This window comes from Streptomyces sp. NPDC101776, assembly GCF_044766845.1.
Classification (GTDB): domain Bacteria; phylum Actinomycetota; class Actinomycetes; order Streptomycetales; family Streptomycetaceae; genus Streptomyces.
Genome location: NZ_JBIWMV010000027.1, coordinates 54,148 through 71,436 on the forward strand (window position 1 = coordinate 54,148; position 17,289 = coordinate 71,436).

Here is a 17,289-nt window from a genome sequence, read left to right on the forward strand (position 1 = left end):
ACCAGTGCAGGGCGTGTGCCGGATCGGTGTCCTGGCGGGGCCTAGGCAAGGCGAAGGCCCGGAACAGCATGAGGAGTTCGCGCGCGTAGGCGATCATTGACATGAGGCTCCAGCGGTGCCAGGAGGTCCAGCAGGTGACCTGGCCGGTGTCGAGGAGGACTTCCAGGCGGCCAAGGGCCTGGCCCCGCACTCCTGACCGGAACCCTCCCTGGACGGGGATCAACGCGACAGCAGGGACGCAAGATCAACCGTCCGTCTGCCGTGAAACAACGAGGCCTGCGTCCTCGGACAACTCGGACTGATTTCCTTTGAGGAGACCGTCGGAGCTGTCCGAGGAACCACGATGGAACGGTCTTCAGTTAACGGGGCTGGATCCGGTAACGGGGTTGGTTCCGGCGAGGATGTTGGTCAGGGGGCCGTAGCCCTCGCCCTGGATGTCGACGTAGTCGACGGCGTCTCCGAGGTCGGCTGTGGGCACGGTCCAGCTGTAGGTGTATCCGTTGACGGTGGGCGGGATGTAGGCGACCGAGTTCCACGACCAGTCCCCGGCGGAGGCTCCGGCGTACACCAGCAGGGTCGAGTTCTCGATGAGCCAGTGCGCGCAGAAGTTCCCGTCCCAGTACAGCTGGGTGTCGGTGAGGCCGGGGAACCAGCAGGATTCCGTGTCGCCGTTGGGCCACCAGTACTTGCAGGCGGCGCAGGGGCCGGGTGGGGAGATCTCGACGCGGCGGAAGGAGTAGGGGACCAGGAAGTCCGCGGAGTAGGTGATGGTCCCGGCCCCGTGGGTGATCTTGACGTTCGTGACGGTGTGGCCGCCGGGCAGCGACAAGGTGGTGACGCCGACGGAGTTGCTGGAGCCGGAGAGATCACCGCCGGCGCCCTCGGCGACGACGTTCAGGGTGTAGGACGTTCCGCCGGGGGCCAGGCCGCCGATCGTGACCTTGGTCATGGACGCCGGGAGGCTGGCCACCACTTGGCCGTTGAGGTAGACCAGGTAGTCGGCGACGTTCGCCCCCGGTGCCCAGGTGAGGCTGACGGAGGAGTAGTCGGAACGGGTGACGGCCAGCGCTGAGGGCGCGGAGGGCAGGGCGGCCCCGGAGATGTAGGGGTCTCGGGCGGCCACCGCGGGGGTGCCGCCGGGTACCGCGGCCTGCTCGGCCGGCCAGTAGGCGGGGAGAGTGTCGTAGGGGTTGGAAAGGACGTCGTCGGTGATGTAGACGTAGCCGGCGCCGCGGGTCTGGGAGGTCTCGTCGACCAGGGAGACCTTGTCGGCGGGGACACCGAAGATGATGTGCCAGATCTTCGAGGGGCTCGCCGGGGTCCAGTCGAGAGCCTGGTAGCCGCTCCCCTCGTAGGTGTCGTAGCTGCCTTCGAAGGTGAGCAGGACGTCGGCGGTGTCCTCGTAGCACTGGGGCACGACGGTGCCGGGGTTGAGGACGGTCATGGCGCCGGGGTGGTGGAGCTTCTCGTACTGGTTGACCACGTCATAGACGGCCGGGAACTCGTTGCCGGCGCCGCACTGGTTGAAGCCGTCATCGAAGAAGATGCCGTCCATCGCGCTGCCGTACATGGCGTACCAGGCGTTGATGTCCTGCTCGATCTGCGCGACCCAGTCGGCGACGGCCGTCGAGCCGAGCCGGGTGGTCATGCCCGTCCGGCCCAGATAGCCGGTGTCGACATAGCCCAGGACACGTTTGCCCGAGGCATGGGTGCGGTCGATCACGTCGGTCCACGCGTCGACGACCTCCGAACCGGGCCCGTTCAGGACATTCGCGACCGCGATACCGACCTTGTCCGACGAGGATCCGACCAGGGTGTTCCAGGAGGCCGGATCACCGGCTGGATTGATGTACGACGGGACCGCGACCACCTGACTCCCGGAGGCCCATCCCGCTGCGGGGTTACGGCCGATCCGGCGCCCGGCACCGGGGGCGTAGCGCGCCATCTCCTTGATCCAGCCACCGGCGGCCGTGAAGAAGGCCGTCGTGTTTCCCCACCATCCGGACAACTTCGAGGGGATGCTGATGATGGCATTGCCTATCGCCACCAGAAGGTCCGCCAGACCACCCGTGTCGGCCACGACCCAGTCGTACACGCCGAGTTCCCACGCGGCGGCCGTGATTGCCGCCGAGGTGGCCTGAACCATTGCGTTGGCCCATGCGTCGGGGTCGACCTTCCCCGCCTGCTTGTCGTAGGAGATGAGGACTGCGGAGCGGGCCAGGGCGCCGGCGTAGACCGCGGCTGCCACGCAGGCCGGCTTGTTCACGGCCGCGGGCACGCCAAGCCTGTGGAGTACGAACGTGCAGGCGACCCGGGTGCCGAGGAGGGCCACCCCGCCGGCGAAGCCCGCGAGTATCTGCTGTTTCCAGTTGATCTTGTCGGCCTGCACCTCGCTGGCCGGGATGGTCAGCGTTACCCCGGTGGCGGTGGCAGCCAGCGTGCCGTCGAAGTCGACCCAGTCGGTGGTCGTGGGGACAGGAACATCAGCGTCGGCCTTGGCGAACTCCTCCTTGAGGGTGTCGCTGAGCCGGGGGCTCTCCGACTGAACCTCTTGGACCACAGCGGCCATGTCCGTCTCGGTCCAGTCGCCGGCCAGGTCGAAGCTGAGGACCATGTCCGACGTATCGGCGGCGTGCGCCGGTGTTGCGGTGGCACCGATGGACACCATCATGGCGGTGGCCATCACGATGGAGATCATCGAGAACAGGATATAGCGGGCTATCGGTAACACTCTGCGCGTCTGGCGCATTATCCCACCCGAAAAATTGATTTAGGAGAAACGAAGACCTGGGCCCCAGAGAAACAATGGCCATTCGTTTTAGGTGCCGCTATTCAATCGATACCGATCATGGGCGTCAAAGATCACGAGCTGAACTCTCGGTGACATACGGGCCCGCTCGCGCGCCGCCGCCCGGCGCTCACCGCAGCGCCCGATGGCCGTGACCGCCCGCCCAGGAGAGCCCGCCCGTGCAGACGACCGCCCTCACTCCCTACGCCCACCTCCCCCGAGCTCACCACGACCGCCACGTCCTGGCCAGTACCGTCGACGTATTCGGTGTCGCCCACTGGCTGCTCGCCGAACACGCCCCGCAGCCCGGCGGCGATGCCCGGGTCTTCGACGCCCTGGTCGTGTCCGTCCATCCGGACGGCGCCGTCGGACTCACCGAGCTGAGCGCCGTACGGGCCCGCTGGCCGCATCTGGACCGCATGCCCGACGGCGGATTCGTCGTAGCTGCGTCTCGCGCCCGTCGGTACGAGGACGGGAACCAGGTCCAGGTCTTCGATGCGCTTGGCCGTGAGACCTCGTCCTTCTCAGTCGGGGACGCCATCGAGCACCTGCTCGTGGACGAGGCCGGCCTCATCTGGGTCGGGCACTTCGACGAGAACCCGTCCGGAATCCGCCGCTGGAGCACCACAGGCCACCCCATGTGGGCGTCGGACAGTGCCGACATCCCCGGTCTCTTCGACTGCTACGCCCTGAACGTGTCGGGCACCACCGCCTGGGCCTGTACCTACACGGACTTCCCGCTCGCTGAGATACGCCCCAACCGACGCGAACAGCCCGTGAGGGTCTGGACGAACCAGATACGGGGCGCCAAGGCAGTGGCCGTCCACGGAGATCAGGTGGCCTTCTACGGCGGCTACGGCGAGGAGCAGGACCGACTCGCTCACGGCAAGCTCACCGAATCATCGGTCGAGCCAACGGACGTCGGCCTGCTCACCCTCCCTGATGGCACCGCCCCGGGCCGCCGACGGGTCGTCGGCCGAGGAAGCAGGATCTACGTCCAGGTCGAGCCGTTCACCGCGTGGGGCATGCTCGACCTCAGCAGCTGATACCCGGCGCCGGCGGGGCGCATCAGCGAGGGGCAGATGGTCTTCGACCGGTTGATCGAAATCTCCGATGCGCAGGCACCCGGCGCTCCTGTGCTGCGCTGAGTCCTCGACGCCGCAGCGGGGCCACGGCCGAGGCACCGTTCCGCTGGTCGACACGAGCAGGCGAGCCAGCTCGCGCTCGGCGTCACCGTCGGGCGGAATCTGTGCATCGGGGTTGTCCATCCGGGCCAGGTACAGCGCTCAGTCACAACATCACGGGTATCGCACCAAGCAGGACTGCCCTTCCGAGATCCGTGGCGACCATCATCGGCTTGCGCCGCCAGCGGTCCACCACCACCCCGGCCACGAGTCCGAAGAGCAGATACGAAACCCAGCGGGCGGCGTTGACGATGCCCACCTCCGTGGCAGACGCGCTCAACGTCACGGCGGTAAGGATCTGCAAGGCCAGCCCCGTGACCTGAGAACCGAAAGCAGACACCGCCGAGGCGGTCCAGAAACGTACGTACCCAGGAACTTCCACCAGGCGCGGCATGACCGGACCGTATATCAGCGAAGATCACCGGCAGGCGATGGCGGAACAGGTCACCCAACTACGGCAGACATGCGCCAGTGTTGTCGGCTCTCTCATCGACATTGCCGAGCGATCTGGTGCAGCACCAGGTGTCTGCCTCCTGACACCGCGGCCAGAAAGAAAGCCGCGCGCGGCCCTCACGGGCACCGGCTCAAGTGGGGCCAATCGACTCGTTCACAGCAGGCCCCGAAGATTGCCAATCGGGGCCAGAAGACTCGTTCCTCTGGGGCCAGAGGACTCGTTCGAAGCCAGTGGGCAGTTGGAATTGTGAACCAGGACCGGAGTCTGGCCCGCCAGCACATAGTACGTGTGCTAGGTGACCCCTCCCACCTGCGTTTTCCCAGTTCATCGGCAGTTTCGTACTCCGCTGGCGTCCGTGGCTGTGCCCTGGTGTCCGTGGTTGTTGCCGTCGGCGCTGCCGTCAGAGGTACGGACGGTGCGCAATGGCGGGGTGGTCCGGCAACTCCTGGGCTGCAGGGGCTCGGGACCTTACACTGAGCGCATGACCGTACGCGAGGAAGCACACCGGCTGCTCGACGCGGTGCCGGAGGACCGGCTGCCCGACGCCATAGAGCTGCTGCGGCAGTGGGCGGAAGTGGAGCGCGGCGAGCGCCCCCGCCGCCGGTTCCGCACGACCGGCGTCTTCGACGGCGAACCCGACCTCGCGGTCCGCTCAAAGGAGATCGTCCGCGACGCCTGGGCCAGTGAGGAGCCCCGGAGCGCGTGATCGTCATCGACACCGGCCCCGTGGTGGCAGCCGCCAACCGCAAGGACGACTACCACCTGCAGTGCGTCGACCTGCTCCAGAACTTCCCCGGCCCACTCCTATTGCCCGCCCCACTGCTGACCGAGATCGGCTACATGCTCGCCAGTCGCGCCGGAGCCAAGGCCGAGGCCGATTTCCTGCGCGACGTCGCGGACGGCGTCTACGAACTGGTGCCCGTGTCCTCCTCCGAGGTCAGCCGGGCCGCCGACCTTGTCGAGCAGTACGCAAGCCTGCCCCTGGGCACCGCCGACGCCTTCGTCGTCGCGGTCGCCGAGAAATACCGCGCGGTCAACGTCGCCACCCTGGACCGCCGCCACTTCACCGTGGTGCGCCCAAGCCACCTCCCGGCATTCACTCTGCTGCCTTAGCCGGGCCGCCCCGCTGACGTACCCGATCACGCAGGGGCGGCGGGACCTTGGACCGGTGTCCTGTCCAGTGCTTTCCCCGGGGGCGGGGCCGGCCGCCGCCCCCCGGCGCGCCTGCGGCGGACCTGAGGGTCGGCCCCCCTGGTCGGCCCTGTGCCTGCGATCCGGCCGTAGGACGGTCGCGGGTGACAACTTGCTCCGCCAAGAGCCCAGTTACGGTCAGCCCAGCGATCTGCCCGGTTGCCACCCTCGCAGCCCTGGATCACGCCCCGGCCACAGGGGCGGCTCGCCACCTGCCGCGCTGCCCTCCCGCGTGAACAGCGGGCTTGTCGGCAACGGCGGCCAGCTCCGGCGGGCGGGACCCGCCTTGAACCTCGTAGAGAAAATCTGAACGCACCGCCCTGACCAGCGTCCCGGCACGGCGGGTCAGTGGCCCCGCCCGCCGCCGCCCGACTCCAGCGCCTCGACACGGCCACGAAGGTCGGCAATCTGCTGAGCGGCCTCGGCCAGCGCCAGCTCCAACGCCTCGACGCGGGCCGCCATCCCGCCGACGGGTGCGGTCGCCTCCGGGCAGTCGAGGTCATCAGCGTTGTCGGCGACGTGGTCGCGGTGGGCGACTAGGTTCTGTCCGGCGGATCGTGGTCGGAGCTGTGTCGAGCAGTAGAGCCAGCTCCTCGCGACTTCCCTGGCTAACCCGTGAAGCGTCTGCCTACAGGCCGCGCCCGTGCGGGGGGGGGATCGCTGCAAGCCAAGCCGTACCCGCCGCAGGATCCGCCGAGGCCGCGCCGCGTCCCGAGCGGCGGTTTCGAGGGCCAGGTCGCCGCCGGGTCAGCACACGCCTCGATTGTCAGTGAGTCGTGTGAGGCTGTTCGAGACCCACCGTATAAATCACCGGAGTTCAGGTATGACGACCCCTTCGCCCGTGACGGTCGCGGAATGGCGCGCGTTCCTCAGCGGCTACAACGCCAGGCACATCAACTCGGACAAGGTCCGTAAGGCCATCGAGGATCATCGGCAGGTCATCAGTGAGGAGCGGCTGGAGGCCGGGTGGGCCGGTGCCGAACCGGCTGGCGAGGAACCGATCGTGGCCGCCGAGGAGCGGATCGGGGTGAGGCTTCCTCCCTCGTACCGAAACTTCCTCCGGGTCAGCGACGGCTGGGAGAACATCGGGTTCGTCGACCTGCTCCAGGTCGGGGACATCGGCTGGTTCGCCGACCTGTGCGCCGACCTCATCGAAGCATGGTCGGACCTCGACCACTTCGTGGACCATCTCGCCATACTCAAGCGCTGCCTGCTGATCGGCGAAGACAACGGCGGCAGCGGCTGCTACTGGCTGCTGCACGCCGACAGCGTTGGGGAAAACGGTGAGTGGACCGCGTATGAGTGGTGGCCCGGCAGCGGTGAAGACCCCGAGCCTTGCCACGACTTCGCCGCCATGGTGCGGGAAGCAGCGCACCCCTAGGATCTGTGCGGCTGATCATGGTCGGAGCCATAAGCGGATCACCGCAGCGGTGATCGTGCCGTAAAAGATGTAGGCCCTCTTATCGTAGCGGGTGGCGACGGCTCGGGAGTTTTTCAGCCGGTTGATGGTCCGCTCGACCTCGTTGCGGCGCTTGTAGACCTCGCCGTCGAAGCCAGTGGGCCGGCCGCCCTTGCTGCCGCGTCGTTGGCGGTTGGCCCGTTGGTCCTTCGGCTCGGGGATGGTGTGACTGATCTGTCGTCTGCGCAGGTAACGTCGGTTTCGGCGTGAGCTGTATGCCTTGTCGCCGCCCACGTGGTCCGGCCGGGTGCGTGGGCGGCCGCCCTGCGGGCGGGAGACACGGATGTGTTCGAGGACCTCGATCATCTGTGGCGCGTCGCCCCACTGGCCGGGGGTGAGCAGGAAGGCCATCGGTCGGCATCCGCCTTCACCCGCGAGGTGGATCTTGCAGGTCAGACCGCCCCGGGAACGTCCAAGTCCTTCGTCCGGGCGGTGGTGCCGGGGCGTTGTCCTTTTTTTCGGGACGCGTGGCTTCCTCTTTCGGGCACCGGCCGCGTGTTGATGGGCACGGCAGGACGTCGAGTCGACGCTGACCATGCTCCAGTCGATCCGGCCCGCAAGATCGGCATCCGCTTGGACGGCACGCAGGATCCAATCCCACGTGCCGTCCGCCGACCAGCGCCGGTGTCGTTCATAGACTGTCTTCCAACTGCCGAAACGCTCAGGAAGGTCCCGCCACGGTGTGCCAGTCCGGACCCGGAACAAGATCCCGTTGATCACCATGCGGTGATCTGTCCACTGCCCGCCGCGCTGTCCCGGCACCGGCAAGTGCGGCTCCAGCCGCACCCACTCCGCATTCGTCAGATCACCCCGCCCCATGCCGGATATAACGAGCAGGCAATCCGCCGGTCACATGATCCGCCGGACACTGCCTAAGACCGTGTCCTACGTGGTGAGGCGGCGGCCCCGGGGTCCGCTTCCTGCGCGCGGGCACGCCGGGCGCAGGAAGAAAGACAGAGGAGGGGAGGCGCAGGAAGAAGCCGGGGCAGAGACAGGGAGAGGGGCACGTCCGTGCGGGCATGCCGCGGGCCCCGGCCGCGCGTCAGGGCGCGGCCGGGGCCGGTGGGGGAACCCCGGGGGGGGTGGCGGGGTCCGCTTCGGTGCGCGGGGGTTCAGTCGGCCGGGCCGAACCAGCGCTCCAGCGCGGCGGTGAGACCGTGCACGGCCCCGCCTGCCGGACAGACCCAGGCCACGTGGCCGTCGGGGCGCACCAGGAGGGCCACGGTGCCGGCCAGCGGGTCGGGGCCCTGCCCGTCGGAGGGCTTGGCCAGGACGCTCTCCACCCGCACCCGGCCCTGCCAGCCCGACGCGGCGGCCCGCACCCCGGGGTCGTCGGCGAGGTCGAGGAGGACACCGCGCCCGTCGTGCAGCAGGTCGGCGATGCGGCGCTCGCCCGTGGCGCCGGCCAGCAGCCGCGGCGGCATCCGGACACCCGCCAGCGGATGGCCCGCCTCCCCCACGCCGTCGCCGAGGTCGTAGCGGATGTCGAGGTGGCTGACGATGCCGGCCAGGTGCCGTTTGACGTCGTCGTAGCGCAGGAGCTCGGCGAACAGCTCGCGCAGCGGCTCCGCGGGTTCGCCGCCCAGGAAGACCACCCCCTGGGCGCGGGTGTTCATCAGCAGCCGGCGCCCCACCGGGTGCCGTTCGTCGTGGTAGCTGTCCAGGAGTGCGCCGGGGGCCGTGCCGCGCACCGCCGAGGCCAGTTTCCAGCCGAGGTTGACCGCGTCCTGCACGCCGGTGCTCAGCCCCTGGCCGCCGGCCGGGAGGTGGATGTGCGCGGCGTCGCCGGCCACGAACACGCGGCCGCGCCGGTAGCGGGAGGCCTGGCGGGTGGCGTCGGTGAAGGAGCTCACCCAGGTCGCGCCGCCGTGGTGGATGTCCTCGCCGGTGATGTCCTGCCAGACGTCGGCGATCTCCCCGAAGCCGACGACGGCGTCGCGGTCGCCCGACGGGGTGCCGTGCGGGCAGGCGATGATGCGGTCCACGCCGTCGCCCAGCGGGCCCACCATCACCATGCCGCCCGGCAGCCGCTCCCCCAGGTAGCGCGGGCGCAGACCGCAGCCGGTCACGTCGGCCACGTACATCGTGCGGGTGGCGGGGGTGCCGGGGAAGGCGAAGCCGGCCGCCTTGCGCACGGCGCTGCGCGAGCCGTCGCAGGCCACCAGGTAGGAGGCGCGCAGCCGCTGCGGGCCGTCGGGGGTGCGCAGGGTGATCTCGACGCGGTCGCCGTCCAGGAAGCCGGCGGCCAGTTCCTCGAACTGCCAGCCGCGCCGGATGTCCGCGCCGAGTTCGCCGGCCCACTGCTCCAGCACCTCCTCGGTGCGCCACTGCAGCACGCCGCGGGCCCCGAAGTGGCCGTCGGGCAGCACGCTGTAGTCGAACTGCACCCCGCCGAAGTGGCCGACCGGCATCGTCTCCAGCCCGCCCCAGCGGGGCAGCAGCCCGCGCTGGTCGAACACCTCCATGGTGCGGGCGGTGAAGCCCAGGCCGCGTGACTGGCGGGTGGGTTCGGTCAGCTTCTCGGTCACGATGACGCGTGCCCCGCCCAGGCGCAGTTCGCCGGCGAGCATCAGGCCGGTGGGGCCGGCACCGACGACGATGACGTCGGTGTCCACCGCCGGCGGTGTCCCTTGCGTGTCCTGCATGGGTTTCCCTTTCGTGAAAGTGCCGCGGGATGCTGCGACGGCCCGGGGGGTGGCGGGGGTGTGGCGGGGTGTAGGGGCGGGGGTCAGGCGGGTGGGCCGAACCAGTGTTCGAGGGCGGTGGGCAGGCCCGCCGTGCCGGTGCCGGCCCAGGCCACGTGGCCGTCCGGGCGCACCAGAAGGCGTTCCGTGCCCGTCGGCAGGCTGCCGGCGGGCACGGACGCGGACACCGTGCGCACCCGGCCGGTCCAGCCGTCGGCGCACGGCGGGCCGGCGGGGTACGGGCGGCTCCGGCCGGCGGGGTGCAGGTCCAGGAGCAGGCCGCGGCCCTCGCGCAGCAGCCCGGTGGTGGTGACGGTGCGCCCGCCCGTCAGCAGCGCCGTGTCCGGCAGCCGCAGTCCGGCCAGCGGGTGGGGCGCGGCGCCGGTGTCGTAGCGCACGTCCAGGCCGCTGATCATGCCCGCGAGCCGGGTGCGGACGTCGGGCAGCGCGGTCAGTTCGGCGAACACGGTGCGCAGCGGTTCCACCTCCGCCCCGCCGAGCAGCATCAGGGCCTGGGCGCGGATGTTGGCCAGCACGCGCCGGCCGGCCGCGTGGCGTTCGCTGTGGTAGGTGTCCAGCAGGGTGTGGGGGGCGGCGCCGCGCACGTGCAGCGCCAGCTTCCAGCCGAGGTTGAAGGCGTCCTGCAGGCCGAGGTTGAGGGCCTGCCCGCCGATGGGCATCTGGCGGTGGGCGGCGTCGCCCGCGAACAGGATCCGGCCGTGCCGGTAGCGGGTGAGCTGGCGGGAGGCGTCGCCGAAGGAGTTGGCCCACAGCGGGGTGCCGCCGCTGATGTCCTCGCCGGTGACCCGTTTCCAGACGGTGGCGATCTCCTCGAACGCCGGCGGGCCGGTGCGCGGCCCGGTCCCGGAGCCGAACTCGTGGACCATCACCCGGGTCACACCGTCCGGGCGGCGGGCGGCGATGGCCAGCCCCCGCTCAAGGCGTTCGAAGCGCCGGTCGGGCACCTCAATGCCGGCGACGTCGGCGCGCAGCAGTTCCCGGCCGGCGTCCTGGCCGGGGAAGTCCGCGCCGGCCAGCCGCCGCACCGTGCTGTCCTCGCCGTCGCAGGCCACCAGGTAGGAGGCGTGCAGCCGCAGCACTCCCTCCCGGCCCAGGGCCACCGCCTCGACGCCGTCGCCGGTGTCGGTGATCGCGGACACCTCGTGGCCGCAGCGGATGTCGGCGCCCCGGGCCAGCGCCCACTCCTCCAGCACCGCCTCCGTCTTGGCCTGCGCCACCTTCCACTGGCCCGGATGGGGGCCGGGCAGGGTGAGGTCGAGGGGGAGGCCGCCGAAGTGGCCGTGCGGCTGGCGGGGCGGCGTGCCGAGGTCGGGCAGCAGCCCGCGGCTGTCGAGGATCTCCATGGTGCGGGCGTGCAGGGTCGAGGCCCGTGACTCGCCGGTGGGGGCGCGCCGTTTCTCCAGCACCACCACGGCGGCGCCGCCCAGGGCCAGTTCGCCGGCGAGCATGAGCCCGGCGGGACCGGCCCCGACGACCACGACGTCCGCCCGCACACTTCCCGGGGCCGTCACGGCGTCAGGCCCTCAGCTGTTCGGCGTGGGCCTTGGCGTGGGCCAGCGTGGCGCTGCTGTTGGTGGACAGCGCGGTGTGGACGTAGGAGCGGGCGTCCGCCACCGTGGCCGCGGGTCCCAGGATCCGGGCGATGTTGGCGGTGTTGAGGGTGACGGTGTGCTGCGAGGAGGCGAGGGTGCCGGTGGCGGTGTCCGTGAACGTCCACTCGCCGGTGTGCAGGCTCATCAGGGCGGGCAGGGTGACCTGCTTGTAGGCGATCTTGTGGTGCGGGAAGACGACCCGGTAGGACTTGGTGGTGTGCACCGAGCCGTCCTTGGCGCGGGTGTCCATCTCCAGTTCCTGCAGGCCCGGGCTGTCCTCGCTGAGCCGTACGGTGGCCACGTGCGGCAGCCGCCGGTCCCACAGGCCGGCCTCGTTGACGAAGTCGAAGGCGTCCTTGGCGCTGCCCGCGATCCGCACGCTGTCGACGAAGGAGAAGGTCAGCTCCGCGGTGTCGGCCGCGTGCACCAGCTCGACGTTCTCCTTGAGCGCGGCCAGCTCGCTGGTGCTGTTGGTGTCCACGGCCCGTTCGATCCACAGCAGGTCGTGGGGGTCGTCGCCGAGCGCGCTGTAGTCGTGCAGCAGCCGGACCCGGCAGGCCTGTTCGTGAAGCGGTTCGATGATCCAGGTGCCGCCCATGTGCGCCACCGGCGGGGCGGGGACCTCCTGGCGGAACGTGATGCGCAGCGCGGCGGCGTCCAGGGTGCGCTGTGAGGTCCAGTTCTTCGCCCTGCCGTTGGCCGTCGCCCAGATGCGGATGCGTTCGCCGGCGTCGTCGCCGCCGGTGCGCTCGGCGTGGATGGTGGGCGGGAAGATGCGCGGCCAGTTCGTGACGTCCGCGAGCAGGGCGTAGACCGTGGCCGCGGGTGCGCCGACGGTGATCTCGTGCTCGACCTCACGTGTGGTCATGAGGTTTCTCCTCCTGGTGGTGTCGGGGGGCGGGCCGGAGCCGGCCGTCGGGTCAGAAGTTGCCCAGGCCGCCGCAGACGTTGAGGGCCTGGGCGGTGATGGAGGCGGCCGGGTCGGAGGCCAGGTAGCCGACGAGGCCGGCGACCTCCTCGGGCGTGGAGTAGCGGCCCAGGGGGATCTTCGCCCTGAACCGCTGGAGGATGGTGTCCTCGGTGGTGTCGTAGGCGGCGGCGTAGCCCTGGCGCACGCGCTGGGCCATCGGGGTCTCCACGTAGCCGGGGCAGACCGCGTTGACGGTGATGCCGGTGGGGGCCAGTTCGTTGCCCAGCGCCTTGGTGAAGCCGACGACGCCGTGCTTGGAGGCGGAGTAGGGGGCGCCCAGTACGACGCCCTGCTTGCCCGCGGTCGAGGCGATGTTGATGATGCGGCCGCGGTTCTTGTGCCGCATGCCGCCGGTGGTCAGGGCCGCGCGGGTGACGCGGAAGACGCTGTTGAGGTTGGTGTCGATGACGTCGTCCCACAGCTCGTCGGTGAGGTCGGCGGTGGGGCCGCCGCCGGAGCGGCCGGCGTTGTTGACCAGGACGTCGAGGGTGCCGAAGCGGTCGACGGCGGCCTGGACGAAGGCCTCGACGGAGGCGACGTCGCGGACGTCGAGGCAGGTGCCGTCCACGGGGAGGCCCTCGGCCTGCAGTTCCTTGACGGTCGCGGCGACGTTCTCGGCGTTGCGCGCGCCGATGAAGACCCGGTGGCCGGCCGAGGCCAGCAGCCGGGCGGCGGCCAGGCCGATGCCGCTGGTGGCGCCGGTGACGACGGCGACACGCGACGGGGCGTGCCCGGCCGTCCCGGTCGTCTCGCTCGTTTCGGTCGTCTCGGTTGTCTGGGTCATGGCGGGCCTCCTTCAGGCGGCCGGGGCGGGCACGAGCTGGGCGTTGACGACGTCGATGAAGGCGCGCGGCGTGTTGGCCTCGCCGACGGCGTCCTCGTCGAGGCGGATGCCGTACTCGCGCTCGATGAGGCTGCCGGTCTCCAGCAGGGCGAGCGACTCGTAGCCGATCACCTCGAACTCGGTGTCGAGGATGTCGGCGTCCAGGTCGACGCCCTCGGTGACGCCCGCCGCCTCGCGCAGGGTGCGCTTGAGGTCGGCGAGCGTGAACGGTTCGGTGGCCATGACGGGTCCCTTTCGTCGATGGTTCGTCGGTGGTTCGTCGGTGGTGAGCGGTGGCCGGACAGAGAACAGGCCGGGGGTCAGGGGGCTGGGGGCTGGGGGGGTCAGGGGGCGCGCAGGAGCAGGGCGGAGTTGAAGCCGCCGTATCCGCGGGCCAGCACCAGTGCGGTGCGCACCCGGGCCGGGCGGGGCCGGCCCAGGACCAGGTCCAGGGCGTGGTCGGGGCAGGGTTCGATGTGCACGGCCGCCGGGATGACGCCGTCGCGCATCGCCAGCAGGGCGGCCGCCACGTCCAGCGGCGCGGCGCCCGCGTACAGGCGGCCGGTCATCGTCTTGGGGACGCTCACCGGCACGGCCCGTTCACCGAAGACGGTGTTGATGGCGGCCGCCTCGGCGCGGTCGCCGGCCGGGTCGCCGGCGCCGTCGGCGAAGACCACGTCGACGTCGGCCGCGTCCGCGCCGGCGTCGGCGAGGGCGATCTCGATGGCCTTGCGCAGGCCGGGGGCGCGGCCGCTGCCGGGCCTGGGGTCGGTCGTCGCGCCGTAGCCGGTGATGTGTCCGTAGACGCGGGCGCCGCGGGCGCGGGCCGCCTCCTCGTCCTCGGCGATCAGGATGGCGCCGCCCTCGCCGGGTACGTAGCCGTGCGCGTCGCGGTCGAAGGGCAGGTAGGCGCGGGCCGCTTCGCCGCTGGTGGACAGCCGGCCGGTGGCCAGCTGGGCGACCCAGCCCCAGGGGCAGATCGAGGCGTCGACGGCGCCGGTGACGATCAGCGGGGTGCCCTTGCGGATCTGCCGGCGGGCCTGGGCGATGGCGTCCAGGCCGCCGGCGCCCTCGCCGACCACCACGCCGGCGGGGCCCTTCATGCCGTTGCGGATGGAGATCTGGCCGCTGTTGACGGCGTAGAACCAGGCGAAGGACTGGTAGGCGCTGACGTACTGGCTGCCGCGGCTCCACAGGTTCTGCAGCTCGCCCTGGCCGAACTCGAAGCCGCCCGCGGCGGAGGCGGTGATGACGCCCATGTCGAAGGCGGGCAGCCGGGCGGGGTCGGCGCCGGCGTCCGCCAGCGCCCAGTCCGCCGCCGCGAGCGCGAGCCGGGTGACCCGGTCGGTCTGCGGGAGCAGCCGGCTGGGCAGGTGGTCGGCGGCCGTGAAGCCCGCCACCTCGCCCGCCAGCCGGGCCGGGTAGGGGGAGGGGTCGAAGCGGGTGATGCGGCCGATGCCGTGCTTGCCGGAGAGGGTGGCCGCCCAGTAGTCGGCCAGGCCCAGGCCGTTGGGTGCCACGACGCCCAGGCCGGTCACCACCGCGCGGGCGGTCATACCGGGCTCCTCTCGGGCCGTGCCAGCACCATCGCGCTCTGGAAGCCGCCGAAGCCGCTGCCGACCGTCAGCACCACGTCGACCAGCTGGTCGCGGGCGGTGAGGGGGACGTAGTCCAGGTCGCACTCCGGGTCGGGGGTGGTCAGGTTCGCCGTCGGCGGGACGACGTCGTACTCCATGGCCAGCGCGGACGCGGCGATCTCGATGGAGCCGATCGCGCCCAGCGAGTGCCCCACCATCGACTTGATGGAGCTGACCGGGGTGCGGTAGGCGTGCTCGCCCAGGCTGCGTTTGAAGGCGGCGGTCTCGTGCCGGTCGTTCTGCTTGGTGCCCGAGCCGTGGGCGTTGATGTAGTCGACCGCCTCGGGGTTGAGGCGGGCCTCGTCCAGCGCGAGGGTGATCGCCTCGGCCATCTCCACGCCGTCGGTGCGCAGCCCCGTCATGTGGTAGGCGTTGGAGCGGCTGGCGTAGCCGGCGATCTCGGCGTAGACGTGGGCGCCGCGCCGCTTGGCGGCGGCGGCCTCCTCCAGGACGAAGAAGGCGGCGCCCTCGCCCAGCACGAAGCCGTTGCGGGTCGCGTCGAAGGGGCGCGAGGCGCACTGCGGTTCGTCGTGGCGCGGGGTGGTCGCCTTGATCGCGTCGAAGCAGGCCATGGTGATCGGTGAGATCGGGGCGTCCGAGGAGCCGGCGATGACGATGTCGGCCGAGCCCTCCCGGACCAGTTCGGCGGCGTAGCCGACCGAGTCGATGCCGGAGGTGCAGCCGGTGGACACCACCGTGCTGGGGCCCTCCGCGCCCACCGCCCAGGCGACCTCGGCCGCGAACGAGCTGGGCACCATGTAGTCGTAGAGGTGGGGCACCGCGTAGGTGTGGTCGACCAGGTCGAGGCGGCCGCCGTCGCTGACCACGCGGTACTCCTCGTCCAGGCCCATGGTGGCGCCGACCGCGCTGCCCACCGTCACCCCGATGCGGTGGGGCGCCACGGCGGCCAGGTCCAGGCCGCTGTCGGCGACGGCGGCGCGGGAGGCGACGACGGCGAACTGGGCCGCCCGGTCCAGGCGGCGGGTCTCCTGCGGGCTCAGACCGTGCTCGTAGGGGTCGAAGTCGGCCTCGGCGGCCACCCGTGAGCGGAACGGGGCGGGGTCGAAGAAGGTGATGGCGCGGGTCGCGGTGCGGCCGTTGCTCAGCAGGTCCCAGAACTTCTGCCGGCCCACCCCGCCGGGGGCGATGACCTCGATGCCGGTGATGACCACGCGTCGGCGGCTCACGCCGGTGCCTGCCACGTGTAGAAGCGGCGCGCCATGGCGTCGGCGGGCGAGCGCCAGGTGGCGGGGTCGTAGGCCTCGATGAACGGCTTGAGGTCGTCGCTGACCGCGAGGAAGCGCGGGTCGGTCTTGGCCGACTCGATCAGCTCGCCGCCGTTGTCCTCCTCGAAGTCCTGCAGATGGAAGTACAGGCCGCGGTAGGAGAACAGCTGGCGGCGGCGGGTTCCCATGCGCTGGGGCATGTCGGTCGCGTCGAACCGGTCGAACAGCCGGGCCACGTCGGGGCTCGAGGCGGCTGCCATCCGGGCGACGATCAGCGTGCTGTGCATAGGTGTTGGCTCCTCGGCAGTTGCGTGGGAGGGTTCGCGCACCGGGCCGGGACTGCGCGGCGGACGTGCGCGAAGGCTCGACTTCGACGGTGCAGGGCGGCGGTAGCGCCCCGCACGGGCGGCGCCGGAGTCCCGCCTGAGGCGCCCTCTCCCCCGGCCCCGGCGATCACGGTGACGGGGGTTGTGCGGGGGTGTTGGACGCCCGGCCCCCGCACGGGGCCGGGCGTCGGGGAACGGGGGGTGCGCCGCCGGGCGCGGCGCACCCGGCTCACTCCTCGCCGGCGGCGCGGGTGAGGACGACCTGGTAGGTGTTGGAGTCGGTGGCGGTGGCCGCCGCCCGGATGCGGGCGTGGGCCTTGTGGCGGCCCTGCGGCCACTGCTCCTGGGGCAGGTCGCGGTGGGCGTCGTAGGCCTGCTTGCTGTCCCACTGGGAGTAGGAGACGACGAACGGGCCCTGAAGGCCGCGGGCCCGCAGGCCCCTGAGGACGATGTGCGCGCGGAAGCCCGGGGCGTCGGCGATGCCGGCCTGGCCGGGGCCCAGGGCGTCGATCAGCTCGTCCTGGTCGGCGGCGGCGACCGTGTGGACGGTGATGACGGTGTGGTTGTCGCGGTTGGGGCAGATCACGACGTCGGTGTCCGGGCCGTCGGCGGTCAGCGTGTGGACGACCTCGTTCTGCAGCAGCCGGATCGAGGTGGTGATCTCGCCGAACACCGGCAGCGTGCGGTGCTTGAACTCCTCGCCCGAGTAGCGCTTTTCGAGGTCCTCGCCGCTGCGCCACTGGATGAAGTTGGCGGTGCCCGGGCTGTCCACGCCGGCGTGCACGGTGCTGGACATCCAGCCCTCGTACGTCGCCGCGTTGACGATCTTCGTCATCTCCTGGATGAGGGATTCCTGCTTGCCGGGCGTGTCGGTGGTGAAGAGGTTGAGGACGGTGAGGTGCTTGTCCTGGACGGAGATGGTGGGCATGTCTTC

16 protein-coding genes and 1 pseudogene are annotated in these 17,289 nt (G+C 71.1%); 5 read left to right on the forward strand and 12 right to left on the reverse strand.

From position 1 onward, the window contains the following. Positions 1-355 precede the first annotated feature (355 nt). Positions 356-2,698 (reverse strand): spherulation-specific family 4 protein, encoded by a 2,343-nt coding sequence (locus tag ACIRRY_RS46070; RefSeq protein ID WP_403985393.1) that lies wholly within the window; start codon positions 2,696-2,698, stop codon positions 356-358. 269 nt (positions 2,699-2,967) lie between these two features. Between ACIRRY_RS46070 and ACIRRY_RS46075 the strand changes: the two genes are divergently transcribed. Further along, positions 2,968-3,834 (forward strand): hypothetical protein, encoded by an 867-nt coding sequence (locus ACIRRY_RS46075; RefSeq protein WP_403985395.1) that lies wholly within the window; start codon positions 2,968-2,970, stop codon positions 3,832-3,834. A gap of 250 nt (positions 3,835-4,084) precedes the next feature. Here the strand turns inward: ACIRRY_RS46075 and ACIRRY_RS46080 are convergent. Continuing rightward, positions 4,085-4,366: pseudogene (locus tag ACIRRY_RS46080) on the reverse strand (MFS transporter); the annotation flags it as partial. 541 nt (positions 4,367-4,907) lie between these two features. On the opposite strand from ACIRRY_RS46080, the gene ACIRRY_RS46085 reads away from it, so the two are divergent. The 4 genes from ACIRRY_RS46085 to ACIRRY_RS46100 all read left to right on the forward strand — a co-directional run bounded on the left by ACIRRY_RS46085 (position 4,908) and on the right by ACIRRY_RS46100 (position 6,998). After that, the gene (locus ACIRRY_RS46085; protein WP_019888794.1) at positions 4,908-5,132 is read left to right on the forward strand and encodes a hypothetical protein; all 225 of its coding nucleotides are present in this window, start codon (positions 4,908-4,910) and stop codon (positions 5,130-5,132) included. Further along, entirely contained in the window at positions 5,129-5,539 is a 411-nt protein-coding gene (locus ACIRRY_RS46090) for a type II toxin-antitoxin system VapC family toxin (protein WP_403985397.1), read from the forward strand. The genes ACIRRY_RS46085 and ACIRRY_RS46090 overlap by 4 nt, the downstream gene beginning before the upstream one ends. A gap of 426 nt (positions 5,540-5,965) precedes the next feature. Next, positions 5,966-6,157 carry a hypothetical protein gene (locus ACIRRY_RS46095; RefSeq protein WP_403985399.1) on the forward strand — a complete coding sequence of 64 codons (192 nt, stop codon included), beginning with the start codon at positions 5,966-5,968 and terminating at the stop codon, positions 6,155-6,157. 283 nt (positions 6,158-6,440) lie between these two features. Beyond that, positions 6,441-6,998, forward strand: a complete 558-nt coding sequence (locus ACIRRY_RS46100) for an SMI1/KNR4 family protein (protein ID WP_403985401.1) — start codon at positions 6,441-6,443, stop codon at positions 6,996-6,998. Positions 6,999-7,013: 15 nt separating this feature from the next. Here ACIRRY_RS46100 and ACIRRY_RS46105 read toward each other — a convergent pair whose 3' ends face one another. The 10 genes from ACIRRY_RS46105 to ACIRRY_RS46150 all read right to left on the reverse strand — a co-directional run bounded on the left by ACIRRY_RS46105 (position 7,014) and on the right by ACIRRY_RS46150 (position 17,283). Continuing rightward, entirely contained in the window at positions 7,014-7,895 is an 882-nt protein-coding gene (locus tag ACIRRY_RS46105) for an IS5 family transposase (RefSeq protein ID WP_403985403.1), read from the reverse strand. A gap of 293 nt (positions 7,896-8,188) precedes the next feature. Further along, positions 8,189-9,721 carry an FAD-dependent monooxygenase gene (locus ACIRRY_RS46110; RefSeq protein ID WP_403985405.1) on the reverse strand — a complete coding sequence of 511 codons (1,533 nt, stop codon included), beginning with the start codon at positions 9,719-9,721 and terminating at the stop codon, positions 8,189-8,191. Between the two features lie 83 nt (positions 9,722-9,804). Further along, positions 9,805-11,229: an FAD-dependent monooxygenase gene (locus ACIRRY_RS46115; RefSeq protein ID WP_403985505.1), complete on the reverse strand. Its 1,425-nt coding sequence runs from the start codon at positions 11,227-11,229 to the stop codon at positions 9,805-9,807. 67 nt (positions 11,230-11,296) lie between these two features. Further along, positions 11,297-12,241: an aromatase/cyclase gene (locus ACIRRY_RS46120; protein WP_403985407.1), complete on the reverse strand. Its 945-nt coding sequence runs from the start codon at positions 12,239-12,241 to the stop codon at positions 11,297-11,299. A gap of 52 nt (positions 12,242-12,293) precedes the next feature. Then, complete coding sequence (gene fabG, locus ACIRRY_RS46125) at positions 12,294-13,127, reverse strand: 3-oxoacyl-ACP reductase FabG (RefSeq protein WP_403985409.1); 834 nt, start codon at positions 13,125-13,127, stop codon at positions 12,294-12,296. Positions 13,128-13,139: 12 nt separating this feature from the next. Continuing rightward, complete coding sequence (locus ACIRRY_RS46130; protein WP_403985411.1) at positions 13,140-13,409, reverse strand: acyl carrier protein; 270 nt, start codon at positions 13,407-13,409, stop codon at positions 13,140-13,142. A gap of 101 nt (positions 13,410-13,510) precedes the next feature. Next, a complete protein-coding gene (locus ACIRRY_RS46135; RefSeq protein ID WP_403985413.1) occupies positions 13,511-14,722 on the reverse strand; it encodes a ketosynthase chain-length factor in 1,212 nt (403 codons plus the stop codon). Beyond that, a complete protein-coding gene (locus ACIRRY_RS46140; protein WP_403985415.1) occupies positions 14,719-15,990 on the reverse strand; it encodes a beta-ketoacyl-[acyl-carrier-protein] synthase family protein in 1,272 nt (423 codons plus the stop codon). The genes ACIRRY_RS46135 and ACIRRY_RS46140 overlap by 4 nt, the downstream gene beginning before the upstream one ends. Continuing rightward, positions 15,987-16,316 carry a TcmI family type II polyketide cyclase gene (locus ACIRRY_RS46145; RefSeq protein ID WP_403985417.1) on the reverse strand — a complete coding sequence of 110 codons (330 nt, stop codon included), beginning with the start codon at positions 16,314-16,316 and terminating at the stop codon, positions 15,987-15,989. Before ACIRRY_RS46145 ends, ACIRRY_RS46140 begins: the two co-directional genes overlap by 4 nt. A gap of 268 nt (positions 16,317-16,584) precedes the next feature. Beyond that, entirely contained in the window at positions 16,585-17,283 is a 699-nt protein-coding gene (locus ACIRRY_RS46150; RefSeq protein WP_403985419.1) for an antibiotic biosynthesis monooxygenase family protein, read from the reverse strand. Between the last annotated feature and the right edge of the window lie 6 nt (positions 17,284-17,289).

Excerpts from the sequence above, each read along its gene's own strand:
- ACIRRY_RS46070 (WP_403985393.1), bottom strand. The coding sequence starts at position 2,698 with ATGATCTCCATCGTGATGGCCACCGCCATGATGGTGTCCATCGGTGCC.
- ACIRRY_RS46085 (WP_019888794.1), top strand. The coding sequence starts at position 4,908 with ATGACCGTACGCGAGGAAGCACACCGGCTGCTCGACGCGGTGCCGGAG.
- ACIRRY_RS46100 (WP_403985401.1), top strand. The coding sequence starts at position 6,441 with ATGACGACCCCTTCGCCCGTGACGGTCGCGGAATGGCGCGCGTTCCTC.
- ACIRRY_RS46105 (WP_403985403.1), bottom strand. The coding sequence starts at position 7,895 with ATGGGGCGGGGTGATCTGACGAATGCGGAGTGGGTGCGGCTGGAGCCG.
- ACIRRY_RS46110 (WP_403985405.1), bottom strand. The coding sequence starts at position 9,721 with ATGCAGGACACGCAAGGGACACCGCCGGCGGTGGACACCGACGTCATC.
- ACIRRY_RS46115 (WP_403985505.1), bottom strand. The coding sequence starts at position 11,229 with ATGCTCGCCGGCGAACTGGCCCTGGGCGGCGCCGCCGTGGTGGTGCTG.
- ACIRRY_RS46120 (WP_403985407.1), bottom strand. The coding sequence starts at position 12,241 with ATGACCACACGTGAGGTCGAGCACGAGATCACCGTCGGCGCACCCGCG.
- fabG (WP_403985409.1), bottom strand. The coding sequence starts at position 13,127 with ATGACCCAGACAACCGAGACGACCGAAACGAGCGAGACGACCGGGACG.
- ACIRRY_RS46130 (WP_403985411.1), bottom strand. The coding sequence starts at position 13,409 with ATGGCCACCGAACCGTTCACGCTCGCCGACCTCAAGCGCACCCTGCGC.
- ACIRRY_RS46135 (WP_403985413.1), bottom strand. The coding sequence starts at position 14,722 with ATGACCGCCCGCGCGGTGGTGACCGGCCTGGGCGTCGTGGCACCCAAC.
- ACIRRY_RS46145 (WP_403985417.1), bottom strand. The coding sequence starts at position 16,316 with ATGCACAGCACGCTGATCGTCGCCCGGATGGCAGCCGCCTCGAGCCCC.
- ACIRRY_RS46150 (WP_403985419.1), bottom strand. The coding sequence starts at position 17,283 with ATGCCCACCATCTCCGTCCAGGACAAGCACCTCACCGTCCTCAACCTC.